15 protein-coding genes and 1 pseudogene are annotated in these 20,716 nt (G+C 44.2%); 6 read left to right on the top strand and 10 right to left on the bottom strand.

Annotated features, from left to right (window positions below; genetic code table 11):
- The first annotated feature begins 674 nt into the window (after window positions 1-674).
- Window positions 675-941, top strand: coding sequence for a helix-turn-helix transcriptional regulator (locus tag QUA03_RS13865; protein ID WP_333212867.1), 267 nt, complete (start codon window positions 675-677; stop codon window positions 939-941).
- The gene (locus tag QUA03_RS13860) at window positions 938-1,855 is read left to right on the top strand and encodes a hypothetical protein (RefSeq protein ID WP_333212866.1); all 918 of its coding nucleotides are present in this window, start codon (window positions 938-940) and stop codon (window positions 1,853-1,855) included. The genes QUA03_RS13865 and QUA03_RS13860 overlap by 4 nt, the downstream gene beginning before the upstream one ends.
- Here QUA03_RS13860 and QUA03_RS13855 read toward each other — a convergent pair.
- Window positions 1,845-2,906: a DNA methyltransferase gene (locus QUA03_RS13855; RefSeq protein WP_333212864.1), complete on the bottom strand. Its 1,062-nt coding sequence runs from the start codon at window positions 2,904-2,906 to the stop codon at window positions 1,845-1,847. The genes QUA03_RS13860 and QUA03_RS13855 overlap by 11 nt on opposite strands.
- 147 nt (window positions 2,907-3,053) lie before the next feature.
- Complete coding sequence (surE, locus tag QUA03_RS13850) at window positions 3,054-3,731, bottom strand: 5'/3'-nucleotidase SurE (RefSeq protein ID WP_333212862.1); 678 nt, start codon at window positions 3,729-3,731, stop codon at window positions 3,054-3,056.
- Window positions 3,732-4,437: 706 nt separating this feature from the next.
- Here surE and QUA03_RS13845 point away from each other — a divergent pair.
- The 3 genes from QUA03_RS13845 to QUA03_RS13835 all read left to right on the top strand — a co-directional run bounded on the left by QUA03_RS13845 (window position 4,438) and on the right by QUA03_RS13835 (window position 12,095).
- Window positions 4,438-9,729: an AAA family ATPase gene (locus QUA03_RS13845; protein WP_333212860.1), complete on the top strand. Its 5,292-nt coding sequence runs from the start codon at window positions 4,438-4,440 to the stop codon at window positions 9,727-9,729.
- Window positions 9,730-9,991: 262 nt separating this feature from the next.
- Window positions 9,992-11,422 carry a DUF3370 domain-containing protein gene (locus QUA03_RS13840; protein ID WP_445304852.1) on the top strand — a complete coding sequence of 477 codons (1,431 nt, stop codon included), beginning with the start codon at window positions 9,992-9,994 and terminating at the stop codon, window positions 11,420-11,422.
- A 112-nt stretch (window positions 11,423-11,534) separates the two neighbouring features.
- Window positions 11,535-12,095 (top strand): Uma2 family endonuclease, encoded by a 561-nt coding sequence (locus QUA03_RS13835; protein ID WP_333212857.1) that lies wholly within the window; start codon window positions 11,535-11,537, stop codon window positions 12,093-12,095.
- Between the two features lie 99 nt (window positions 12,096-12,194).
- Here the strand turns inward: QUA03_RS13835 and QUA03_RS13830 are convergent, their stop codons facing one another.
- The 3 genes from QUA03_RS13830 to QUA03_RS13820 all read right to left on the bottom strand — a co-directional run bounded on the left by QUA03_RS13830 (window position 12,195) and on the right by QUA03_RS13820 (window position 16,206).
- Complete coding sequence (locus QUA03_RS13830; protein ID WP_333212855.1) at window positions 12,195-13,484, bottom strand: dihydrolipoamide acetyltransferase family protein; 1,290 nt, start codon at window positions 13,482-13,484, stop codon at window positions 12,195-12,197.
- Window positions 13,485-13,664: 180 nt separating this feature from the next.
- On the bottom strand, window positions 13,665-14,105 hold the full coding sequence (locus QUA03_RS13825) for a YlqD family protein (RefSeq protein WP_242722909.1): 441 nt from the start codon (window positions 14,103-14,105) through the stop codon (window positions 13,665-13,667).
- Between the two features lie 151 nt (window positions 14,106-14,256).
- Window positions 14,257-16,206, bottom strand: a complete 1,950-nt coding sequence (locus QUA03_RS13820) for a long-chain fatty acid--CoA ligase (RefSeq protein WP_333212853.1) — start codon at window positions 16,204-16,206, stop codon at window positions 14,257-14,259.
- 123 nt (window positions 16,207-16,329) lie between these two features.
- Between QUA03_RS13820 and QUA03_RS13815 the strand changes: the two genes are divergently transcribed.
- Window positions 16,330-17,607 (top strand): leucine-rich repeat domain-containing protein, encoded by a 1,278-nt coding sequence (locus QUA03_RS13815; protein WP_333212852.1) that lies wholly within the window; start codon window positions 16,330-16,332, stop codon window positions 17,605-17,607.
- A gap of 172 nt (window positions 17,608-17,779) precedes the next feature.
- Here the strand turns inward: QUA03_RS13815 and QUA03_RS13810 are convergent, their stop codons facing one another.
- The 5 genes and pseudogenes from QUA03_RS13810 to QUA03_RS13790 form a co-directional block, all read right to left on the bottom strand.
- The gene (locus tag QUA03_RS13810; RefSeq protein WP_333212850.1) at window positions 17,780-18,124 is read right to left on the bottom strand and encodes a type II toxin-antitoxin system RelE/ParE family toxin; all 345 of its coding nucleotides are present in this window, start codon (window positions 18,122-18,124) and stop codon (window positions 17,780-17,782) included.
- Entirely contained in the window at window positions 18,117-18,419 is a 303-nt protein-coding gene (locus QUA03_RS13805; protein ID WP_333212849.1) for a UPF0175 family protein, read from the bottom strand. Before QUA03_RS13805 ends, QUA03_RS13810 begins: the two co-directional genes overlap by 8 nt.
- Window positions 18,420-18,458: 39 nt before the next feature.
- On the bottom strand, window positions 18,459-18,704 hold the full coding sequence (locus QUA03_RS13800; protein WP_333212847.1) for a hypothetical protein: 246 nt from the start codon (window positions 18,702-18,704) through the stop codon (window positions 18,459-18,461).
- 154 nt (window positions 18,705-18,858) lie between these two features.
- Window positions 18,859-19,821, bottom strand: a complete 963-nt coding sequence (locus QUA03_RS13795) for a hypothetical protein (protein ID WP_333212845.1) — start codon at window positions 19,819-19,821, stop codon at window positions 18,859-18,861.
- A gap of 210 nt (window positions 19,822-20,031) precedes the next feature.
- A pseudogene (locus QUA03_RS13790) lies at window positions 20,032-20,211 on the bottom strand (DEAD/DEAH box helicase); the annotation flags it as partial.
- Between the last annotated feature and the right edge of the window lie 505 nt (window positions 20,212-20,716).

The following is a 20,716-nucleotide window of genomic DNA, read 5'->3' as shown; positions in this document are numbered from 1 at the left end:
TCGCTCATGTTTCTGGGTCAAAAAAGCTTTATGATGTGATATTACCACGAACTGTTACTATTTTGGAGATGTCTATTTTGATCTCCTGTCATTTTTGAGGAAAATTAGATCTAAAACAACAGCTTAATCAGCGAGAAATTTTCTCGGTTGTCTCGCAGGAGTTATACGATCGTGCTTTTCAATATTTCCTTGAGTCTATCGGGGTGAAAAGTAATTTCAGACATTGTACTTATGAGGAATTTATCGATATGCCTAACGGTAGAGGGTATTCGTTCAAAACTTAGCGGATAATATATTGCAGATTGTACAAAACTAACAGCGAGTATTATCTGTAAAGTATCACCCTCTCTACTGGCAGTTAGGCAAATGTGTCAATCTATGTTATGCTGAGTCAAAATGGAGGAATAATCATGTCAAAAGAAAGAAAAAGCAATAAAGAAGTCAAAAAGCCAAAGAAACAACCTGATGGTGTGGCTAAGCCGAAGGATGACAAAAAAAATTATGGTAGCACCGAGGGCCGCAAGTAGAGATAGCTGCTACTCTCTCAACTGTGATTAATTTTGTTCAATTGTCATTACTATCGATTTTTAACAGATTTAAATATCCTATTTTGGGATTATCCGAAAACAGGTTTATTATATCTAGGGTATATGCAGTCCTAAACCCAAAGTATAATGAAATCTGTTTTTAGCGATGAATATGAAACCTTCCGTTGCTGTATGATTGCGGCTCGTAAAGAAGCGCAACTAACTCAGGAGTCTGTTGCTAAATCTCTTAAAAAGCCCCAGTCTTTCGTAGCCAAATATGAAAACGGTGAACGACGGTTAGATGTAATTGAGTTTCTGTTAGTTGCTCATGTAATTGGTGTAGATCCTTGCGATATTATTAGGAAAATTTCACAAAAAAAAATATCTAAAGCATCTTGTGAGAGCGAGATATGAATACCCAAGATGTAATCAGACTTGCCTCCCAATATCTAGATCGCTTATCGGGTAACACTTTCGACGTTTTAGATGTATCTAAACCTGTTACCGTAGATGCAGCGGTGAACCTGTCTAAAGTTATCTCAAAGCTTTCGCCCTTAGTCGGAAATTTAATCGAATTTAACACCGTTGAATTCTTGAATCAACAAAATGAGTTCGCTGAATTTGGAAAGTGGCATAGGCAAGATCCTGGCTTTCCAGATACTATTTTCCTCGGCATAGTTCAACCAACGCCAGGATTAGAAATCAAAGCGTGGTTCCCACTAGCAACAGAGATAACAGCACGTTTCAAAGATAGTCAGAATCACTTTAGGTTCGATCAGACCTACGTTGCTATCCTGGCATGGCTACCCGATAAAATCATCTATGGCAAGCCTCGCATTCTTGATGTGTGCGTTGTCTCTGGTTTATCGGTAGCTGTAGCGAGAGATACCCACTATCACAATCCGCCGGATTATCTTGTTTTAGAGCCGGAAGATACAACTCAAAGAACAGCAAATTTGCAACAAACAAACACCAGTGGATATAAATTCCAAGGCTCTGCGGAGGAGTTTTTAGAAGCTCAGAAAATAGTTGATTCATGGGGTCCTCAAGGAAAAGTCTACAAACCAACTAGAGAGTATCAGCGCCTTCTGCGGGAGCTACGGATACGCTATGAATATAGACTAGATACAAATTTTGCAAAGATGGACAGAATTGTACATCCAGGCATTGAGGAATTTAAGCGACGTGTCTACAATACTGAAGTTTCCGGTATGACCGTTGGTCGGTGGAATAAGCTTTTATCAAGTCGCCTAGAAGGCAGCATCAAGAAATCCCTACAAGATTATCTACAGATTAGAGAAGAGAGTATTGATGAAATTATTGATTAAATCTCTGTACACCATAGTAGAAATAGTCGGGGTCTATCTCGCAAGAAAAGGCTTTTCTTTTGAGTTTCCGTGCTGACAAAGCTGCACTGAAAAGTCCGCCAAAAGGTTCCCATATAACATCGTTTTCATCGCTCGATGCCTCAACAATAAGGTTCATCAGATCCAGAGGTTTTTGGTTGAGATGTAATGCTTTTCCAGAGAGAGTTTTAACTCTCTCATCACCCCGTAAAGCTTGACGCTCCCAAACGTTTGTAAAACCGTGAGGGCATCTAAATTTCGATCGCATATTGCTCCATTCTTGTCCCGTTAAAGGCTGATTGCCATCCAGCGAAAAGTATGGTTTTCCTTGAGGACTACCATACTCATTTGCATAGTTCACTAGCCTTTCAAACATCTCGGTCGGAGGGAAATACCACAAATGCCCTTGATCGAAGTATTTCCTGGTTGCTGCATCCACTACCCCGCAAGCATCGTTGGCTCGTCGTAACGGCAATCCTGAGCGTTTCCATTCTCGTAATAACCATGCTTTTAAGGTAAGTTCATTAACTGTTACTTCTCTGACGTATTGAACGCAGACTTCTGTAACGACGGGGAACCTGCGAATTTTTTGTGTGTTAACATTCCCTGCGATATGACCTTTTCCCTTGTTCCAAATATTGGAATTTACATAGCGCCAACCATATTTTTCTAGAAGTGGATGCACAATAGCCCAACCAATCTCTGAATTCCAAAACCAGAGTGTTGTACAGGGTATGGCTGCTTTTGACCAGGCCTCGATATGAGGTTTATACCAATTAGGTAAATCAATGTGATCTGAGGTATCTCCTTCAAACCCAAGAATACCGTAAGCTCCATCGGAAACTATGACAGTAGGTTGCTCCCAATTGTCATAGTGCTGGAGACTATCGCCAAGATATAAAGTAACGTATTCGTCACTCCATGCAGAAAAGTTAAAATTGGTATTGAGATTAGCTACTTTGCCACGACCAACAGTGCTGCTCGCTTTGCGTTTTAAGATGCTGGGAGAATTCGCTTCTGCGTTAGGACTCATTTGTTGACTTACGTGACTGTAAAAATTACGTACAAATATTTTATCCTATTTTGGGATATTGAGGCTAAGTGATACCAAAGTTAACCTACCTACTTCCGCTTTGTTGACAAAAAATATACTTCGATCGCCCAAATCCATCAAATCCCATCACAGCGATATCTCAGTCACTGCAATATTACCCTCAAAACACACGTCAACATCAGTCCCCGCCGCCCGATCGCGCGATCCATATTCTCCGGCATAATAAAAGTATTCTCCCTCCATCCGGTACACCACTGGCAGCGGCTGCGTCGAAGGCTGGCAAAACACAATTTCCGGTTCCGCACTTCCGGGGGCTAAATGCGGCAAATTCACATTCCAGAAACACCCAGACTTTGGTTCTCGGTTCAGCAAATCCGCCAACACTCGCGATGTCCAGCGAGTAGCGACTTCCCAGTCAATTTCAAGCGGCCTTTTAATCCGGTGGGAAATAGCGATGCCCGGAATACCGTGCATCGCTGCTTCCCGCACAGCCGCCACCGTACCCGAAATATACACGTCAACTCCCAAATTGCCGCCCGCGTTAATACCCGAAAGCACCAAATCCGGCTTCGCACAAACGTGATGAAGAGCGATGCGGACACAATCAGCCGGTGTTCCCCCTACAGCATATTCCACGGACGATCGCCGATCGACATGAATCGGACTGTGAGCCGTCACTTGATGCCCGCAGCCCGACAATTGCCCTTGGGGAGCCACCATAATTGTTTTGCCACTGACAGCCTGCAAAAGTGCTTGAATGCCCGGAGCATCAATGCCGTCGTCGTTGGTTAAAATTATCGTCATTAAAAATGTGTCGGTTTTATAGAACCGATTTGAGAGCGCAGAGGCTGGCAACCTTCTGGTAGTTCTAGCCTAAATTGGTTGTTGATTGGTGGCGATCGTCAGTATGAGCATTGCCACACATTTATATCATCGCATTAATTGAACAGTTGCCCCAGAAATGTGGCGCGCCACATTTTAGCCGAGTCGCACCTTGATATGACAGCTAAAGCGACTTGTTACGCTTGCCCCAGTGCAGCATTTATGACATCAGTGTCGATGCAAACATCTAATCACATAATTTTTTCCTCGGCTCTCCCCGATGCTTGGCATTAACAGTAGCAGATGATACTAAGTATCTGAGACTGAACGTTGAAACTCTCGATCGTGCTAAATTATTAGCTTGCATTATCACCATAAGTACGAGAGAGCCGATAATAACTTAACGTCGATTCCTATTGGGCTTTGACGCAGGGGATGGGATAATAGATATGAAATCTTTATCAAAGATAGTATCTAAGTTACAGTCCTCATTTCCCATTCGTAAATCAAATACTTATATATACTGTTACCATTATTACATTTTAACTCAGGAGAGCCACATGAACGAACCCACTCAAAGCAATACCAAAGCAGGCTGTGCCGTTCCAGAGTCGATTATGACCGCAAGTCAGGATGAACTGGATGACATCGATTTAGAATAGTTAATGAAAAGGGTAAGGTAAAAAAAATGATCGTTCTTTCAGGATACGAAGTTATAGAAAATATTTACGAAGGAGTCAGAACCGTTGTTTATCGAGGGATAAGAAATCGGGATCGACAGCTTGTTATCGTTAAAATAATAAAAAATCAATATCCTAGCCTTGAACAAATCACCAATTTAAGGCAAGAATTTATAATTACTCAAAATTTAGAGTGGGAAGGAATTGTCAAAACTTACAACTTAGAAAATTATCAGAATAGTTTAGCGCTAATATTAGAAGATTTTGGGGGGCTATCCCTTTATCATTTTATGGCAGCCAATCACCTGTCAATAACCGAGGTGCTGAGGGTAGCGATCGCTCTAGCAGAAACTTTGATCTATCTCCATCAAGTACCGATCATTCACAAAGACATTAAGCCCTCAAATATCATTATCAATCCAGCGACCGGAAAAGTAAAACTGACTGACTTTAGTATTTCATCGCGCTTGGAATTGAAAAACCAAAGCATTAGCAATCCCAACTTGCTGGAAGGGACTCTCGCTTATATGTCACCCGAACAAACGGGAAGAATGAATCGAGCAATTGACTACCGCACCGACTTATATTCTTTAGGAGTGACTTTCTATGAAATGCTGACCAACCAGTTGCCATTTACTACCACCGATCCGATGGAGTTGGTTTACTGTCATATTGCCAAACAACCCGTCCCACCTAAAGAGGTAGCAGAAATTCCTCCAGTGGTTTCAGATATTGTGATGAAACTGTTAGCAAAAAATGCGGAAGACCGATATCAAAGTGCGGCGGGATTAAAATTTGACCTGGAAACTTGTTTGCAGCAATTGCAGACAACTGGAAAGATTGAAAATTTTCCCATCGGTCAACGCGATCGCGGCAACCAATTACTCATTCCCCAGAAGCTTTATGGTAGAGAAACCGAAGTCCAAATTCTTCTAGATGCCTTTGGACGAGTCAGCCTCGGTGCCACCGAAATGATGTTAGTTTCCGGTTATTCCGGGATTGGTAAAACTTCAATCGTCAATGAAGTTCATAAACCAATTGTAGCAGCTAGGGGATATTTTATTGCGGGTAAGTTTGACCAGTTTAAGCGCAATATTCCCTATGCGGCGTTAATCCAAGCATTTCAAGAATTAGTTCGTCAGCTATTAACTGAAAGTTACGAACAGATTGCTATTTGGAAAGAAAACTTATTAAAAGCGCTAGATAATAACAGTCAAGTTATTATTGATGTTATCCCGGAAGTCGAACTAATTATCGGTAAACAGCCTGAAGTTCCTCAACTGGGTTCATCGGAGTCACAAAACAGATTTAATCGGGTATTTCAACAATTTATTCGCGTTTTTTGTCAACCCGAACACCCGCTAGTCATATTCCTAGACGATTTACAGTGGGCAGATTCGGCATCTCTCAAGTTAATCCAACTTTTAGTCACTGACCCAGATAACAAATATTTATTAACGATTGGAGCTTATCGAGATAACGAAGTCAGTCCCGTTCATCCTTTAATTCAGACAATAGAAAAAATTCAAGAAACTGAAACGGTGGTGAATAATATCACCATTCAGGCGCTGGCTTTGGATAGCGTCAACCAATTAATCGCCGACACTCTCGATGCCAGCGTTAATTCAGAAAAAATAAAAGTTTTTTCAGAGTTACTTTTTAATAAAACCCAAGGCAATCCGTTTTTCTTAACGCAGCTACTCAAAACCCTGTATTCGGAAAATCTGTTAGTTTATCAGGTAAATATAGACCGTTGGGAGTGGGATATTCAACAAATCCAAGCAATTGGTATCGCAGATTTCAATATCGTTGAACTGGTTGCTCGCAATATTCGCAAACTCCCTGAAACCACCCAGAAATCATTAAAATTAGCAGCTTGTATCGGCAACCAATTTAATTTAGAAGTTTTATCCATTGTCAATGAAGAATCAAACATAGCGACGGCTGCTCATTTGTGGGAAGCACTGCAAGCAGGTTTGATTCTGCCGCTGTCTGAAAATTACAAAATTCCTCTACTCTTTGCCCAGGAAGAGTTGGCATCTATACGCGATATCAAAGTTGACTACAAATTTTTGCATGACCGCGTGCAACAAGCAGCTTATTCTTTGATTCCAGAGTCAGACAAAAAAGCCACTCACCTGAAAATTGGTCAACTGCTGCTGAATAATACAACAGAGCAAGAGCGAAAAGATAATATTTTTGCTCTGGTTAACCAACTGAATTTTGGCACAGATTTGCTAACTAATCAGTCAGAAAAAGATGAGTTGGCTGAATTAAACCTGATTGCTGGACAGAAAGCGAAGGCAGCTACTGCATATGAAGCCGCTGTTAATTATTTGAATGTAGGTATAGAACTCCTGAGTCAAGATAGCTGGGAAAGTAGATACGATCTGACATTTAATTTTTATCTGGAAGTGGCGGAAGCCGAATATCTCAATGCCAATTTAGAACGAGCAGTAATTTTGTGCGATAGCACTCTCAAAAAAGCCAAAACAATCCTCGAACAAGTCAACTTATATGTGCTGAAAATTAGGCTTGAACTGGCTAAAAACCAGATTAAATCTGCTTTAGATACTGGGCTACAAATCCTAGAAATACTGGGAGTGACAATATCTCAATTAGCCCCGCAAGAACTTAATATTGAGGAGTTAGCTACGCTGCCAAAAATGACCGATCCCTACAAGATGGCGGCTATGGAGCTTTTAGTTCTGATTTTCCCACCAGCTTGCTTCGCAGAAAGCCCGCTATCGCTACCAATTCTATATACTATGATCGAACTTTCTCGTCAGTATGGGAATTCGCCACAGTGTACTTTTGCCTATTCTATTTACGGAGCACTGGTGTCTTGGCTCATACCAGATATAGATTTTGCCTATCAACTTGGTAAACTTTCTTTACAAGTATTAGAGCAGTTAGATGCCAAAGAGTTTCGTTCTAAAATATTGGTTAATGTTTCCATCTGTATTACGCACTTCAAAAAGCATACTAGGGAAACTATAGAACCCCTTCGTCAAGCAATTAATAGCGGATTAGAATTTGGAGATATAGAATATGCTTGTCATGCTGCTGATTACTACTGCGCTCATCTGTTTTTTAATGGCGAGCATCTAGACTACGTGCAAGAACAACAAAAACATTATATTGATTTTGCCGATAATTTTTCCCAAGAATATCAGTTTTATCTGCTCAAAATAATTGGTCAATTAGTCGCAAATTTACGAGGCATAACAGATAATAGCCTGATTTTAACGGGTGAATTTTTGCATGAGGGAGAAGCTATTGCTTATTTGACAAAAATTAATAATTTAATGTCTTTATTTAGAGTGCTTTTTGCAAAAACCCTACTTTGCTATTTATTTAAAGATTATCAAAATGCTATACTTTATGCTAAAACAGCGTTAGATAATTCAATGCTTGTTCAAGCTAACATTAGCTTTAATAACCATGTTTATTACTATTCTCTGGCTCTTTTAGCTCAGTATTTTCAGGAAACTGAGGAAAAGCAGCAACAATACCTGAAACAAGTAGAAGAAAATCAGCAAAAAATGAAATATTGGGCGCAACATTGCCCAATGAATTACCAGCATGAGTATGACTTAGTAGAAGCAGAAAAAGCCCGCGTGTTAGGGCAATCTTTCTCAGCAATGGAATATTACGACCGGGCGATTGATGGAGCCAAGGAAAATGGATACGTCCAGCACGAAGCCCTCGCCAATGAACTAGCAGCAGAATTTTATTTAACTTTAGGTCGTCAGAAAATAGCGCGTACCTACATGATAGACGCTTACTATGCTTATATTCGCTGGGGAGCAAAGGCAAAAGTTAAGGATTTAGAAGAGCGCCATGCTGAATTACTCGCACCAGTCGTCGGTAGGAAAAAGAGCCTGACGAGTGGAAGTGACGAAATGATTGTTCAGACCAGAACCACTGTCACTTCTACCAGTTCAGGTTCTGGAAACGAGCTGGATTTATCAACAATTATCAAAGCCTCCCAAGCGCTCTCAGGGGAAGTTCATTTAGATAAGTTACTCTCGAATTTGATGCAAGTCTTGCTGGAAAACGCCGGAGCAGAAAAGTTTTATTTCCTCATACCTGACCCAGCAGGTAAGTGGAAAATTGAAGCTCAATGTACGGGTGAACGATGTCAATTAATCTCCAAGTCAGCGACTGAAAGTCAAGAGATTCCTATCTCGCTGGTTAATTATGTAGAACGCACGCAAGAAACTGTTGCGATCGATGATGCAACGAATAAAAGCAGGTTTGCATCTGACCCCTATATTATTCAGCAGCGACCTAAATCTATCTTGTGTAGCCCCCTGATCAATCAAGGTAAATTGGTGGGCATCTTATATCTAGAAAATAATTTAACAGCGGGGGCTTTTACGCGCGATCGCTTAGAAGTCCTCAACATCATTTCCGCCCAAGCTGCGATCTCCATCGAAAATGCCCGTCTCTATCAAACTTTAGAAGAAAAAGTGCAACAACGCACCGCCCAACTCGCCCAAGCAAACCAGGAAATTAGCAGCCTCAATAACAAACTTAAAGCCGAAAACATCCGCCTCAGTGCTGAGTTAGAAGTCACGAAACGACTGCAACAAATGATCTTGCCCAAACAATCAGAACTGGATAAAATCAAAGGATTAGAAATAGCTGGATATATGCAACCTGCCGATGAAGTTGGTGGCGACTACTACGACGTGCTAGCCCAAAATGATCAGGTAAAAATTAGCATCGGCGATGTTACGGGACATGGTTTAGAAAGTGGCGTATTGATGATTATGGCGCAAACCGCCGTCCGCACTCTTCAACAAATGAACGAAACCGATCCGGTGAAGTTTCTTGATGTGTTAAACCGCACCCTTTATGCCAATATCGAGCGCATCGACTCGTCTAAAAACATGACATTGACTTTGTTAGATTATCAAGATAGTAACCTTACCCTCAGCGGTCAACATGAAGAAATAATTGTAGTCCGTACTGATGGTAACATTGAACGGATCGATACAACGGAACTCGGCTTTCCTCTGGGATTAGAGGAAGATATTGCTGATTTTGTTTCCCAAGTTCAAGTGCATCTTAATCTAGGGGATGTAGTAGTGCTTTACACAGATGGAATTACCGAAGCTGTAAATATAAATAAAGTGTATTACGGCATAGAAAGATTGTGCCAAGTGACCAAAGAAAATCGCCACAAAACGGCTGAAGAAATTCGACAAGCAGTAATTGATCATCTGCGGCAACATATTGACAAACATAAAGTTTTTGACGACATTACGTTGGTAGTTATAAAACAGAAATAACGCAAGTTGGTAATTGGTAATTGGTAAATTGTTTGAGCGTCCGACGATCGAAACCGACTTCACGCCCAACAATTTTGGAAATTGTGCGCGGACTCAGGAAAGTGCGATCGAAAGCTGAGCGCCACTTCTGTGCTAAAATCCAAAATTCCTCAAACACATCAACCAACTTGTGGTAAAGTTTTGTGTCGATCGCCCGTTAGCGGAGTCCTCCCAGAGGATCGGTCAAATATCAATGCAAGTTCAGTTAAACGCGCTCACAGCAATGTTTTTGCCAATTTTCCCCCTAGCTCAAACAATCGCCGCACCTCCCGCCCAACAACAACTGATCATCGACCCAGAAGCCCCCGCACCCGAAAACGAACTGGATTTGCCGCCACAGCCAAGCAGGAGCCCGCTGAAAACCCTGACGGTGCCTCAGCAAGTGCGCGTTTTACCGGGAAAACTCGACAGCATCCCGGTTTTCAATAGCAACAGCCCCGAAGTTGTGCAAACCGAAGGCATTTTGCTCTCCACATTTCCACAGGAAGGAAAACAAATACCTTCTGCACACTTAAACTTTCCCTTCAAAGGTCGATTTGACATCTTTGCCCACCACATCGCCAAAGCTAAAAATCGCGCCGAAACTCGCACCTTATTTCAAGGAATAATTGTCCACAATCCCAACTCCGAACCTGTTACTTTAAAAGTATTGCAAGGAGCGACCTATTTAACTCGGCCGGATGCTTTGTTTGTCGATTTGCCGTCGTATTTAGAGAATCGATTCGGTACTGTGTTTGCGGGGCCTGGAAGCCGCATCACGAGCGATGTATTGCGGGGGTTCAGACAAGCCATTTTGCCCGCTGCGATCGAGATTCCGGCCAATCAGAGCCGAATGCTGATGAATTTGCCGATACCCGTGGGGAATGTGACGCCTTCTTCCAATGGTCGATCGACCTTGATGCGAATGTCGAGCAGCAATTCGGTTTATGTCGCTAGTTTAGCGATGTTTGCTCCTACAACTCCAGAAGGAGTCGAACAATATCCCACATTAGAAGAGTGGGAAAATATTTTAAATACCAAAGGTTTAGCCGGGCCAAGAGATTTAGCACCAACTCCCAGAGGCGAAAATCCGGTGCAAAAAATTTATGGCCGCGTGGCAGGAGTAGCGGAAGGTTCCCAGTGGCAAGCTAAAATTACGGACAATTCGAGAACTGATTATTTAACGATTCCCAAGCGCGGCGAGTCATTTTCCTATGCTTTGAGCACAACGGACACGGGTACTTTTGGGACTGGCCAAGTTCAAAGCGCTAAAATGTTAGCTCGTTATCCCGATACTGCTTATTTTGCTCACGGTAATTACGGGATTCAATACAACTTAACTTTTCCGCTTTATAACAAATCTCGCGAGTCTCAATCTGTTAGCATTAAAATGCAAACACCGATTAAAGCAAATACAGAATCGGGGGGATTGATGTTTTATGACCCTCCTGAAAATCGGATATTTTTCCGAGGTACGGTGCGGGTGATGTTTAAGGATGATACGGGCAAGACTTTGACGCGCTACATTCACATTGTGCAACGGCGGGGACAGCAGGGGGAACCTTTGGTGAATGTGAATATGAAGCCGGGGGAACGCCGTTTGGTGCAGGTGGATTTCTTGTATCCGCCGGATGCGACGCCGCCGCAAGTTTTGACAGTGCGATCGAGTAATTAGTTGGTGGTTATACCAATTTAATATGAAGCTGCACAGAACATAGAGCCAGTAGGTTGAATCTTACTGGCAACAATGATAAAGTTTAGACAACTGTTGAATAAGGAGAATAGTTATGTCTGTTCAGATGCAAAGACGGCTATTTACAGTACAAGAATATCACCTAATGGGTGAGGCTGGCATTTTGAGCGAAGATGACCGAGTAGAATTGATAGAAGGAGAAATTGTTCAAATGGCTGCAATTGGTACTCGTCATGCAAGTTGTGTAAAGCGCCTGATCGCTGTGTTCTCCGATTTGGAGAGAAGACGTGCGATTATAGGCGCCCAAGACCCGATCCAGTTAACTGAACGCACCGAACCTCAACCGGATATTGTATTGCTGCAACCTCGCGCTGACTACTATGCTACTGCACATCCAGTACCATCTGAAGTTTTGTTGTTAGTTGAGGTTTCTGATAGCACTGTTGATTTCGATCGCGATGTGAAAGTACCTAACTATGCTCGTGCTGGTATTCAAGAAGTATGGTTGTGGGATCTTGAGATTAATTGTTTAGAAGTTTACCGTTTTCCGACGGCAAATGGCTATACTTCAATGCAAAAGTTTGAGCGGGGAGAAATGGTGGCGCCGCTAGCTTTTACTGAGTTTGAAGTAAGCGTTGATTTTATTTTGGGTTAGAGCGATATAAAAGTAGATTGAATATTATAAACTCTTAGCTGATTGACAGTCAACTGTCAACAGTTAACTGTTGACAGTTAACTGTTGACAGTCAACTGGTTAAAGGGTCAAAGATTGAGGATTTGTCTCAATTAATTTCGCTAAATCTTGCAAGAAAGATGCAGCGTCAGCACCGTAAATAATCCGGTGATCGCAAGTAATATTCACCTGCATTTGGCGCTTCACTCCCATCAAACCATCCTCGTTTGCTACTACTTGCGGCCGCGAAGAACCGATCGCCAAAATCGAGCCTTGATTCGGGGGCAAAATCGCGTCAAACTTGTCTACTCCAAACATTCCCAAATTGGAAAGAGTGAAAGTTCCCGTGGTGTATTCATCAGGCTTCAACTGCTTGGTGCGGGCGCGATCGACTAAATCCTTCCAAGTGCGCGAGAGCGAATAAATATCGAGGCGATCGGCATTTTGCAACACCGGCGTAATCAAACCACCGCCGTCCATCGCCACAGCTACCGCCACATTAATATCAGCACGGTATTGAATCCCGGACTCCACATAAGAAGCATTCAGCAGAGGATGTTTCTGTAAAGTTACTGCTACAGCCTTCGCCAGCATAGCCGTCATCGTGACGCCCTTCGACTTAATTTGTTTGTAGAGTTTGTCGAGATTATCAGTAGTAATTGTGTAACCCACGCGGAAAGACGGCACGCTCAAACTTGCTTCCATATTCCGCACCACCGCATTTTGCAGCGCGTTCATCGGTACTTTTTGGCCCGAAAGTGCGATCGCCGGGACTGGTGCGGGTGCGGGTTTGGCTGCTGCGGGGGCGGGTGCTGCGGGTGCCGGTGCGGGTGCTGCGGGGACTGTTACCGCTTGCTGAACCGGTGCGGGTTGGGCTTTGCCGGCTGCTGCTTCCACATCCTCTGCGACAATGCGACCGTTGGGCCCGCTGCCTTTGATAGAATTCAAATCTACTTTAAACTCTTTGGCTAATTTGCGAGCGCGGGGAGAAACGACGCTGCGGCCGTTTTGGCGACTAACATTTTGTTGCAAACCTGCTGACGATGTAGCTGCGCTGACAGGAGCGGGGCTGGGAGCCGGGGCGGCGGTTGGGGCGGTGGCTCCTTGCTGCTGAGCTGTGGCGATTTCGGCTTCTGTTTCTGCTACGAGGGCGATTGCTGCGCCCACCGGAGCAACTTCGCCCGCAGGTACGATAATTATTGCTAAATAGCCTTCGTAGAAAGACTCCACGTCCATGTCGGCTTTGTCGGATTCAACGACTACCACCGTTTCGCCTTTTTCTACTTTGTCTCCGGCGGATTTGACCCAGGAAACAATTTTGCCCTCTGTCATTGTCGAACTCAGGGCTGGCATGAAAACTTCGCGAATCATCTGTAAAAAGTCCTTGTGTGTTGGTAATAGGTAATAGGTAATCGGTATTTGGCAATTGATAATTGGCGACCGGCCACCGGCAATACTTATTATTATGCCAGTCTCTCGAATTCTTGATGTGTGACTGTTGACTCAAAATCAATTGCCAATTACCGATCGCCAATTACCACTTACCAATTTCTAAATATCACCTCGAATTTCTTCGACTATGCCGTCGCGGAGGAGAATTTCTACTTGCATTTTTTGAATCAAGTTTTCTCCCAGCCCGACAGTGAATGTGCCGTCAATTTGACCTTGACTCACTTCTTGCTCGAGGTCTAGCACCTGCACTTGCTGAAGCTGTTGCAGGTTTTGGTTTTTCTGTTCTAGCAGTTCGCTTTTTCTTTGATTCACCTGCACTTGAATGTTTTCTATTTGCTGCTGTACTTGCGGGCCTGGGGGCTGTAGATTTTGCTGTTTGATTTCTGAAACCATCCGCTGCCCTTGCATTTCTAACTGTTGTAGCTGAGAGTCTATTTGGTTGATTTGGGCTTGGAGTTGCTGTTGAGCTTCTTCTTTCCAGCGGGGAGTAACGACGACTTTAACGTTAATCGATCGCTTCAAGAGTAATTGTGGTTCCATAAAGTTGTTGCTTGTCAATTAGGAATTAGGCATTAGTCTTGGGCCATTAGTTGGTAAATATGAACTAATGGCCCAGGACTGAGGACTCGGACTCAGGACTCGGGTGTTGGGATAATTTTTTCTTTTCCATTCCCCAAGTCCTGCGAATATTTCAAAACATCCCGTCAATCATATCGCGGTAGTGTTGCGTCACAACCGGGCGCTTAATTTTCAGGGTCTGGGTCAACATTCCATTTTCGATCGAAAATGGCTCCTGAATCAACCGGAACGGGCCGATGCGATCGTCCGCGCGGTATCCAGGGCGATTTTGCACCTCTCGGTTCAATTCTTTGCGGAATAAATTTTGAATTGTCTTGCTATTCCAGTCAATTTCGTGTAAAGGGGGATTCTGAGTTTCTGCCCATTTCTGCACAGCTTCTGCATTGGGGACAATTAAGGCGCCGACGGATTTCTGGTCTTGACCTACTAGCATAATTTGGTCGATGTAGGGGCTGCGGACGCAGGCGTCTTCTATGGGCTGGGGTTCGATGTTTTCACCGTTGCTGAGGACGATCGTATCTTTGGCCCGCCCGGTCAAGATTAAGTCGTTTCCCGGTGTCAGCCAGCCCAAGTCGCCGGTGTCGAACCAGCCTTCGGAGTCGATCGCCTTGGCAGTCGCTTGGGGATTAAGATAATAACCTGCCATAATTTGCGGCCCGCGGCCCAATACCAAGCCGCGCTGGCCTGTTGGCAGTTGCTGTCTGGTTTCTGGGTCTACTATTTTAATTTCCGTATGGGCTAGAGGCTGTCCCGCGGAACCTTTAAGATTGTGCCAAGGGCGGCGCACAGTTAAAACTGGCGAAGTTTCGGTTAAACCGTATCCCACTAACAAGCCGATATTCGCTATTTCAAAGAAATTGTCTAAATGCGTGGCCAAAGAACCGCCGCCGCTAATCGCCCATTTTAAGCGTCCCCCTGTAGCTTCCCTGACTTTTTTGTAAACCAATTTTTCGGCAAGGGCGTGTACGGGCGACAGCAGAATGCTTTTGGTGCGGGCGATTAGTTTTTCGGAAGCAGAAGCCGGTTTCAAACTAAGAGTTAATCCTTGGAAAATGCGGCGCGCCTCGATGTATTGCTGGCTGGCAGATAACAGGAAGTTAACCAATTTTTGTTTGTTGGCTGGCTGTTCCCGAAACTGCTTTTGTACTGCCTCGTAAATCGATTCCCAGATGCGCGGAACGCTAATCATGTAATGGGGTTTGTAGGCTTTAAAATCTTGTTTGAAATAGCGAATATTGGTGTAAATTTGGGTGCATCCTTGGGAAAGCAGGAAGTATTCGACGCTGCGTTCGTAGGCGTGCCAACTGGGCAGGATGCTGAGGGCAGATTCGCCGGCTTCGGGCTGGAGAATTGTGCCGAAGGTGGTGACTTGGTGCAGCAGATTCCCGTGAGTCAGCATAACGCCTTTGGGTTTGCCGGTGGTGCCGCTGGTGTAGAGGAGGGTGGCGAGGGTTTGAGGCTTGTGGTTGGTGGGTTTGAGGGGACGGTTTGCCCCTGTGGTCATGACTTGGGAAAATTTGACTGTACTTAGGGTTTGGCTGGTTTCCGGTTCTTCGTCGGAGAGGAGGACGATGAGTTGAATGGGTAAATCGGGGAGGCGGTGTTGCAGTTTTTTCAGTAATGCCAGGTTTTCTACTACCAAGGCGGTGCTGCCACTGTCTTGGATGATGTACAAAAGTTCTTCGGGGTCGGCGGTGGCGCCTCGAACCGCGTTGGCCGCCCCGGCCATCATGATGCCTTGGTCGGCTATCAGCCAGCGGGGGCTGTTGTCGGCGAAGAGGGCGACGCGGGGAGGGACGGCTTCTCCTGGATGTGGTTCAATGCCGAGGGCTTGGAGGCCGGCCGCGAATTGCTGGATTTGTTGGTAGAGGTCGGTGTAGGTGAGTTTGATTTCGGGCTGGCTGTGGGGGTCGTGGAGGGCGACGGTTTGACCGAATTGTTGTTTGACGATCGCCCAAATTTCGGGTATCGATCGAATGGAACTGTAATCGATTAGCTTGCTGAGGTTCGCGCGATCGCGATCGGTGATTTGAGATGATGCGTAAGATGCTGTGCTGTTCATAGGGTTTGTGCAGATAAAGTTATTGGCTACAAGTTTAATATGAGAGCTATTTTAGAACTATCTGGCAGTCTCGTGACAGTTTGCCCACCTGCCATTGTCTATTCAAAAAATTAGACTTACAAGATGATGAAATTTATAGTTGCAGAGAAACACATTAATTTATCAAGGTTGATAGTAGTTGCTTTTAGTGCGATCGTAGCATTATCGGGAAATGCACTTGGAGCGAAGGCTGAAGAAACGCGATCGGGAAACAGAACATTTGCGGATTGGTGTCGCCAAAAAGCTAATTTGAGTCCTGAAGCTAAACATACTGTTGAGGTGCTGTTGCAGAAAGCGGGAACTACTGAGTGCGAGGCGGCCGATCGGAAACTTTCTCTTCTCACGGAACTAAAGCTCTACAAAAATCAAATCAGTGACATCAAACCGCTAGCATCTTTGACTAAACTGACTGCGATCGAACTCTGGAACAATCAAATTAGCGATCTCCAACCCTTAGCATCCTTGACTACATTGACTCGGCTCTACCTCCACAACAATCAAATCAAGGACATCAAACCGCTAGCATCCTTGACTCACCTGACCGATCTCTTCCTCTACAACAATCAAATCAAGGACATCCAACCCCTAGCATCTTTGACTCACCTGAGTAGGCTCAAACTCGAAAACAATCAAATCAGGGACATCCAACCGCTAGCATCCTTGACTCACCTGACTGATCTCGGCCTCACCAAAAATCAAATCAGCGATATCAAACCGCTAGAATCTTTGACTAAACTGACTGAACTGGGGCTCACCAAAAATCAAATCAGCGATATCAAACCGTTAGCATCCTTGACTAAACTAAATTGGCTCTGGCTCACCAAAAATCAAATCAGCGACATCAAACCGCTAGCATCCTTGACTAACCTGACTGGGCTCGGCCTCGGCGAAAATCAAATCAACGACATTAAACTGCTAGCATCCTTGACTAACCTAATTCTTCTCGACCTCCTTAACAATCAAATCAGGGACATCAAACCGCTAGCATCTTTGACTAACCTGACTACTCTCTTCCTCGATAATAATCAAATCAGGGACATCAAACCGCTAGCATCTTTGACTCACCTGACTGCTCTCTTCCTCAACAACAATCAAATCAACGACATCAAACCGCTAGCATCCTTGGCTAACCTGACTGGGCTCGGACTTGACAACAATCAAATCAGTGACATAAAACCGCTAGCATCCTTGACTAACCTGACTGGGCTCGGCCTCAACAACAATCAAATCAACGACATCAAACCGCTAGCATCCTTGACTAAACTGACCGATCTCTACCTCAGCGGAAATCCGAGCGCACCCAAGACTTGTCCTCTCAAGCCAGAGTCTATCTGTAAGTGGGAACCAGAACCTAAACCCTAAAACTTGAAAATGACGCCCGATCGCACTTCAATACTTCAGTCGCGATAGCTGTGCTGCTGATAAAGTACGATCGCCAATTCTATCCTCACATCGGCTTCAGTCAGGGGGAAATTGTCGGGAAGGTCGATCGTAATTTGCATGATTTATGGTACTTTTAGGTTTTTATTGGCTTTTAAGTGCGATCGATAATGTCTCGAATTTGATTTGCTGGGATGTCATCTTGGTCTGACTTGGAGTAGATAACGACGAGTAAGATGTAGGTATCGCCTCTGAGTTGATAGATAACTCGGTAGCCACCACTTTTGCCTTTTTGGATGTCGCTGTTTTTGAGGCGGACTTTGAATACGGTGTAGCCAGTGCCGGGGATTTGGTCGCCAATTAAGTTGCCAGACTGTAGCTCATCAAGTAGCGGTTTTAGGTCGGTGCGGATACTGCGGTAGCGTTTAATTAAAGTGCGAAGTCGTGTTTTGAACTCATCGGAAAAGACAATCTGGATTTGGGGTGTCTCGTCAGTCATCAATCCCTTCCCACAGTTCAGAAATAGGATGTAATTTGCCTTCTTTAATTTGCTGGAGGGAAGTGCGGAGGCTGGCTAGGACGAGTTCGGCGGGTTCGTCATCGGGATCTGCGGGCGGGGTGACAATATGGCGACTGATTAATAGTTGGTAAAAGTCGTCCACAGACATTACAGCGAGTTGAGCGGATCGATCGAGACTGAGGCTGTGCTGCTGATAAAGTACGATCGCGAGTTCTATCCGCACATCGGCTTCAGTCAGGGGGAGATTGTCGGGAAGGTCGATCGTAATTTGCATGATTTATACTACCTTTTAATTTTGATTGGCTCTTTAAGTCTAACAATTTGGCAACCCTACCAGGTCACAACTATTAGCTAGATCCGCCAAATCTTGCCAAGTGTGAAAGGAAAAGAAGCGCTTGTCTGCTTCCTGATTCCATACAGCTTGAAATTCGGTATCTGAATACCTCCCGCTGTTGAGTCGAGCTAATAAAGGCGGCCAATTGATAGTCAAATGAGCGGCTTCACCAACGAATAGTTTTTTGTGATTTAGATTGACAACAGCGTAGATTTTATGCTTCATAACTTCTAGCCTCCGCTCTGATTGCTAATACCAAGTCCGGCTTAAATGCCCCTTATTTCTTAGTCCCTCTCTGCTGGGGCTAAATTTTATGTAGTAGGGGCAATCCCCCCGTGGTTGCCCTTGTTTCAACCGCCGAGCGAGGGGGTAACTTAGTTTAAGCGACATGGCGCGGTGCATCAACCATCGGCGCAGTACCAAACAAATGTCTGAGATAACTGCGACTGAGCTCCCGGTTCCAGCGCCGCAGCCGCACCATCACTCGTGTGAATGTAAAAGTCAATTCCAACACCAAAGAAAGCTGTTTGAGACTGAGCGAAGTATTAAACACATCGTTGCCGTGGGTGCGTTCAATCTGATGGTGTTTCAGCAAAGCAATCAGGTTTTTGGTAGAGCCTTTTAGTTGATTGAAGTAACTCTGGGAGAATGCCCAGCGGCTGAAACCCCAAAACTTAGCTAAATGATTGATCTCATCCTGTAAAGGCTGGGAAATTGCCTGTTGCAACGCTCCTGTTGAGTGTACCATCAACCATAAATAAACAGAAGTAGCTCCCCACTCGGTACTCAGGCGACTAATCACGTGTTTGTAGGTATCTTGCCAAGCGTCACCTGTGGATTGACAGCCATTCACAGAGTTCGGTTTAACTTGCAGTTTTTCCCCTGTAAGTTGCTGGTAAATTTTCCTAAATGTCGGGCAATGTTGGCGTTCTTCTTTTTCCCAAACACCAATCTCTAAAATCTTGCCGTTGTCATCAAAGATTCCTCCCATAAACCTTGCCATTTGCGGGTAAATATGCTGTAAGTAGCACCAACTTTCTCTACCGTAGCTGCGGATGGGAGCTTCAATTTCTGCGGCACTTGCCAAAATTTGTAAAAAGATTTCTGGCTTGACACCAATAATTTGGTTGCGATTGATTCCTTGCCAATCTATGGGTTCCCAAGGGCGGGGATGCGGGGTGGAAAATTGCTGGGGGAGAGCGGAAAGTCGATCGCTCAAAACTTCCAATGACATATAATGGTCGATGAGGGAGTTAATCCTCGCTCGACTTTGCAAGTAGCGAGGGCTTTGATACTGATTCCCAGCCAAATCAATTGTATACACCTTACCAGTAGCTTTCATTGTTTCTGCCTGTTCGTAACTTTTACAGCTATTGTGCAAAAGGCATTTGGGAAGTCGCAATGAGTAACGTGCAGGCTGCTCAATTACTAGCACTGGCGTTGATTGAGCAGAACTTAGGTGAAACGGCATGAAGTAGGGTGAACTAAATAACAGATGATACGGCTAAGATGTGCCAAAGAGTAGCCTTCCTCCCATAAATAGTCTCTACTATTGAAAATACAAAGACTTGCCACTGCCCGTCGGCATGATAATCATCATATCCCGTTTTTGTAAAGCAGCTTCGACAATTTCCTGCTGCCCCGGGATCAAAGAGTCATAGCAAAAAAAATGTTTGAGAACTTGTTCCAGGGACAGCGGCACAGAAGATGTTGGCGGATTAGACGCTGATATTTCCAGTAGTTGGTTGTTGGATTTTACGCTATTCCATGCTTTTGGAGAACAAATACACTGAGTGCGATCGCACAAAATTCGTTACGCAGAGAAACCGATACTTTTAATCAGGGTTTAGACGGATAGTGATGGGTATCGATAGTGATGGGTTTGGCCCATCACAGAAGTCACCCCCAAATGGAAAGCCGTTATCAACAGCAGAATTTTCCACTTTACTTTAATTCGTTACATACCCAGATTAGATGGTGAATTAATTGCTTAAATGGCTGCTACAAACTAACAGCAATCAATATTTCTTTACAATGTTCGGAATCTGGACTTCACAAACAAGCATCAAAAATTGATGGTTTTTGAATCCTGAATGTCAATTTCTGTGTATATATACGTATGCCAGGCTCAACATTTGCCTGCCCCAGCTTCACACAATCTTCACAAATATCCGTATAATTACGGTAAGTTTATAAAGATTTGGTAAAGATTGCCCTTAAAGGTAGCCCAAATCACG

It is taken from the genome of Microcoleus sp. S36b_A4 (assembly GCF_036700645.1).
Classification (GTDB): Bacteria; Cyanobacteriota; Cyanobacteriia; order Cyanobacteriales; family Microcoleaceae; genus Microcoleus.
The sequence above is the reverse complement of the archived record's forward strand: the minus strand, read 5'-3'. Positions and strand labels throughout refer to the sequence as shown.

What these genes read in the sequence shown, in the direction of transcription:
- QUA03_RS13865 (WP_333212867.1), top strand. Translation starts at nt 675, where the DNA reads ATGAAATCTGTTTTTAGCGATGAATATGAAACCTTCCGTTGCTGTATG.
- QUA03_RS13860 (WP_333212866.1), top strand. Translation starts at nt 938, where the DNA reads ATGAATACCCAAGATGTAATCAGACTTGCCTCCCAATATCTAGATCGC.
- QUA03_RS13855 (WP_333212864.1), bottom strand. Translation starts at nt 2,906, where the DNA reads ATGAGTCCTAACGCAGAAGCGAATTCTCCCAGCATCTTAAAACGCAAA.
- surE (WP_333212862.1), bottom strand. Translation starts at nt 3,731, where the DNA reads ATGACGATAATTTTAACCAACGACGACGGCATTGATGCTCCGGGCATT.
- QUA03_RS13845 (WP_333212860.1), top strand. Translation starts at nt 4,438, where the DNA reads ATGATCGTTCTTTCAGGATACGAAGTTATAGAAAATATTTACGAAGGA.
- QUA03_RS13840 (WP_445304852.1), top strand. Translation starts at nt 9,992, where the DNA reads ATGTTTTTGCCAATTTTCCCCCTAGCTCAAACAATCGCCGCACCTCCC.
- QUA03_RS13835 (WP_333212857.1), top strand. Translation starts at nt 11,535, where the DNA reads ATGTCTGTTCAGATGCAAAGACGGCTATTTACAGTACAAGAATATCAC.
- QUA03_RS13830 (WP_333212855.1), bottom strand. Translation starts at nt 13,484, where the DNA reads ATGATTCGCGAAGTTTTCATGCCAGCCCTGAGTTCGACAATGACAGAG.
- QUA03_RS13825 (WP_242722909.1), bottom strand. Translation starts at nt 14,105, where the DNA reads ATGGAACCACAATTACTCTTGAAGCGATCGATTAACGTTAAAGTCGTC.
- QUA03_RS13820 (WP_333212853.1), bottom strand. Translation starts at nt 16,206, where the DNA reads ATGAACAGCACAGCATCTTACGCATCATCTCAAATCACCGATCGCGAT.
- QUA03_RS13815 (WP_333212852.1), top strand. Translation starts at nt 16,330, where the DNA reads ATGATGAAATTTATAGTTGCAGAGAAACACATTAATTTATCAAGGTTG.
- QUA03_RS13810 (WP_333212850.1), bottom strand. Translation starts at nt 18,124, where the DNA reads ATGACTGACGAGACACCCCAAATCCAGATTGTCTTTTCCGATGAGTTC.
- QUA03_RS13805 (WP_333212849.1), bottom strand. Translation starts at nt 18,419, where the DNA reads ATGCAAATTACGATCGACCTTCCCGACAATCTCCCCCTGACTGAAGCC.
- QUA03_RS13800 (WP_333212847.1), bottom strand. Translation starts at nt 18,704, where the DNA reads ATGAAGCATAAAATCTACGCTGTTGTCAATCTAAATCACAAAAAACTA.
- QUA03_RS13795 (WP_333212845.1), bottom strand. Translation starts at nt 19,821, where the DNA reads ATGAAAGCTACTGGTAAGGTGTATACAATTGATTTGGCTGGGAATCAG.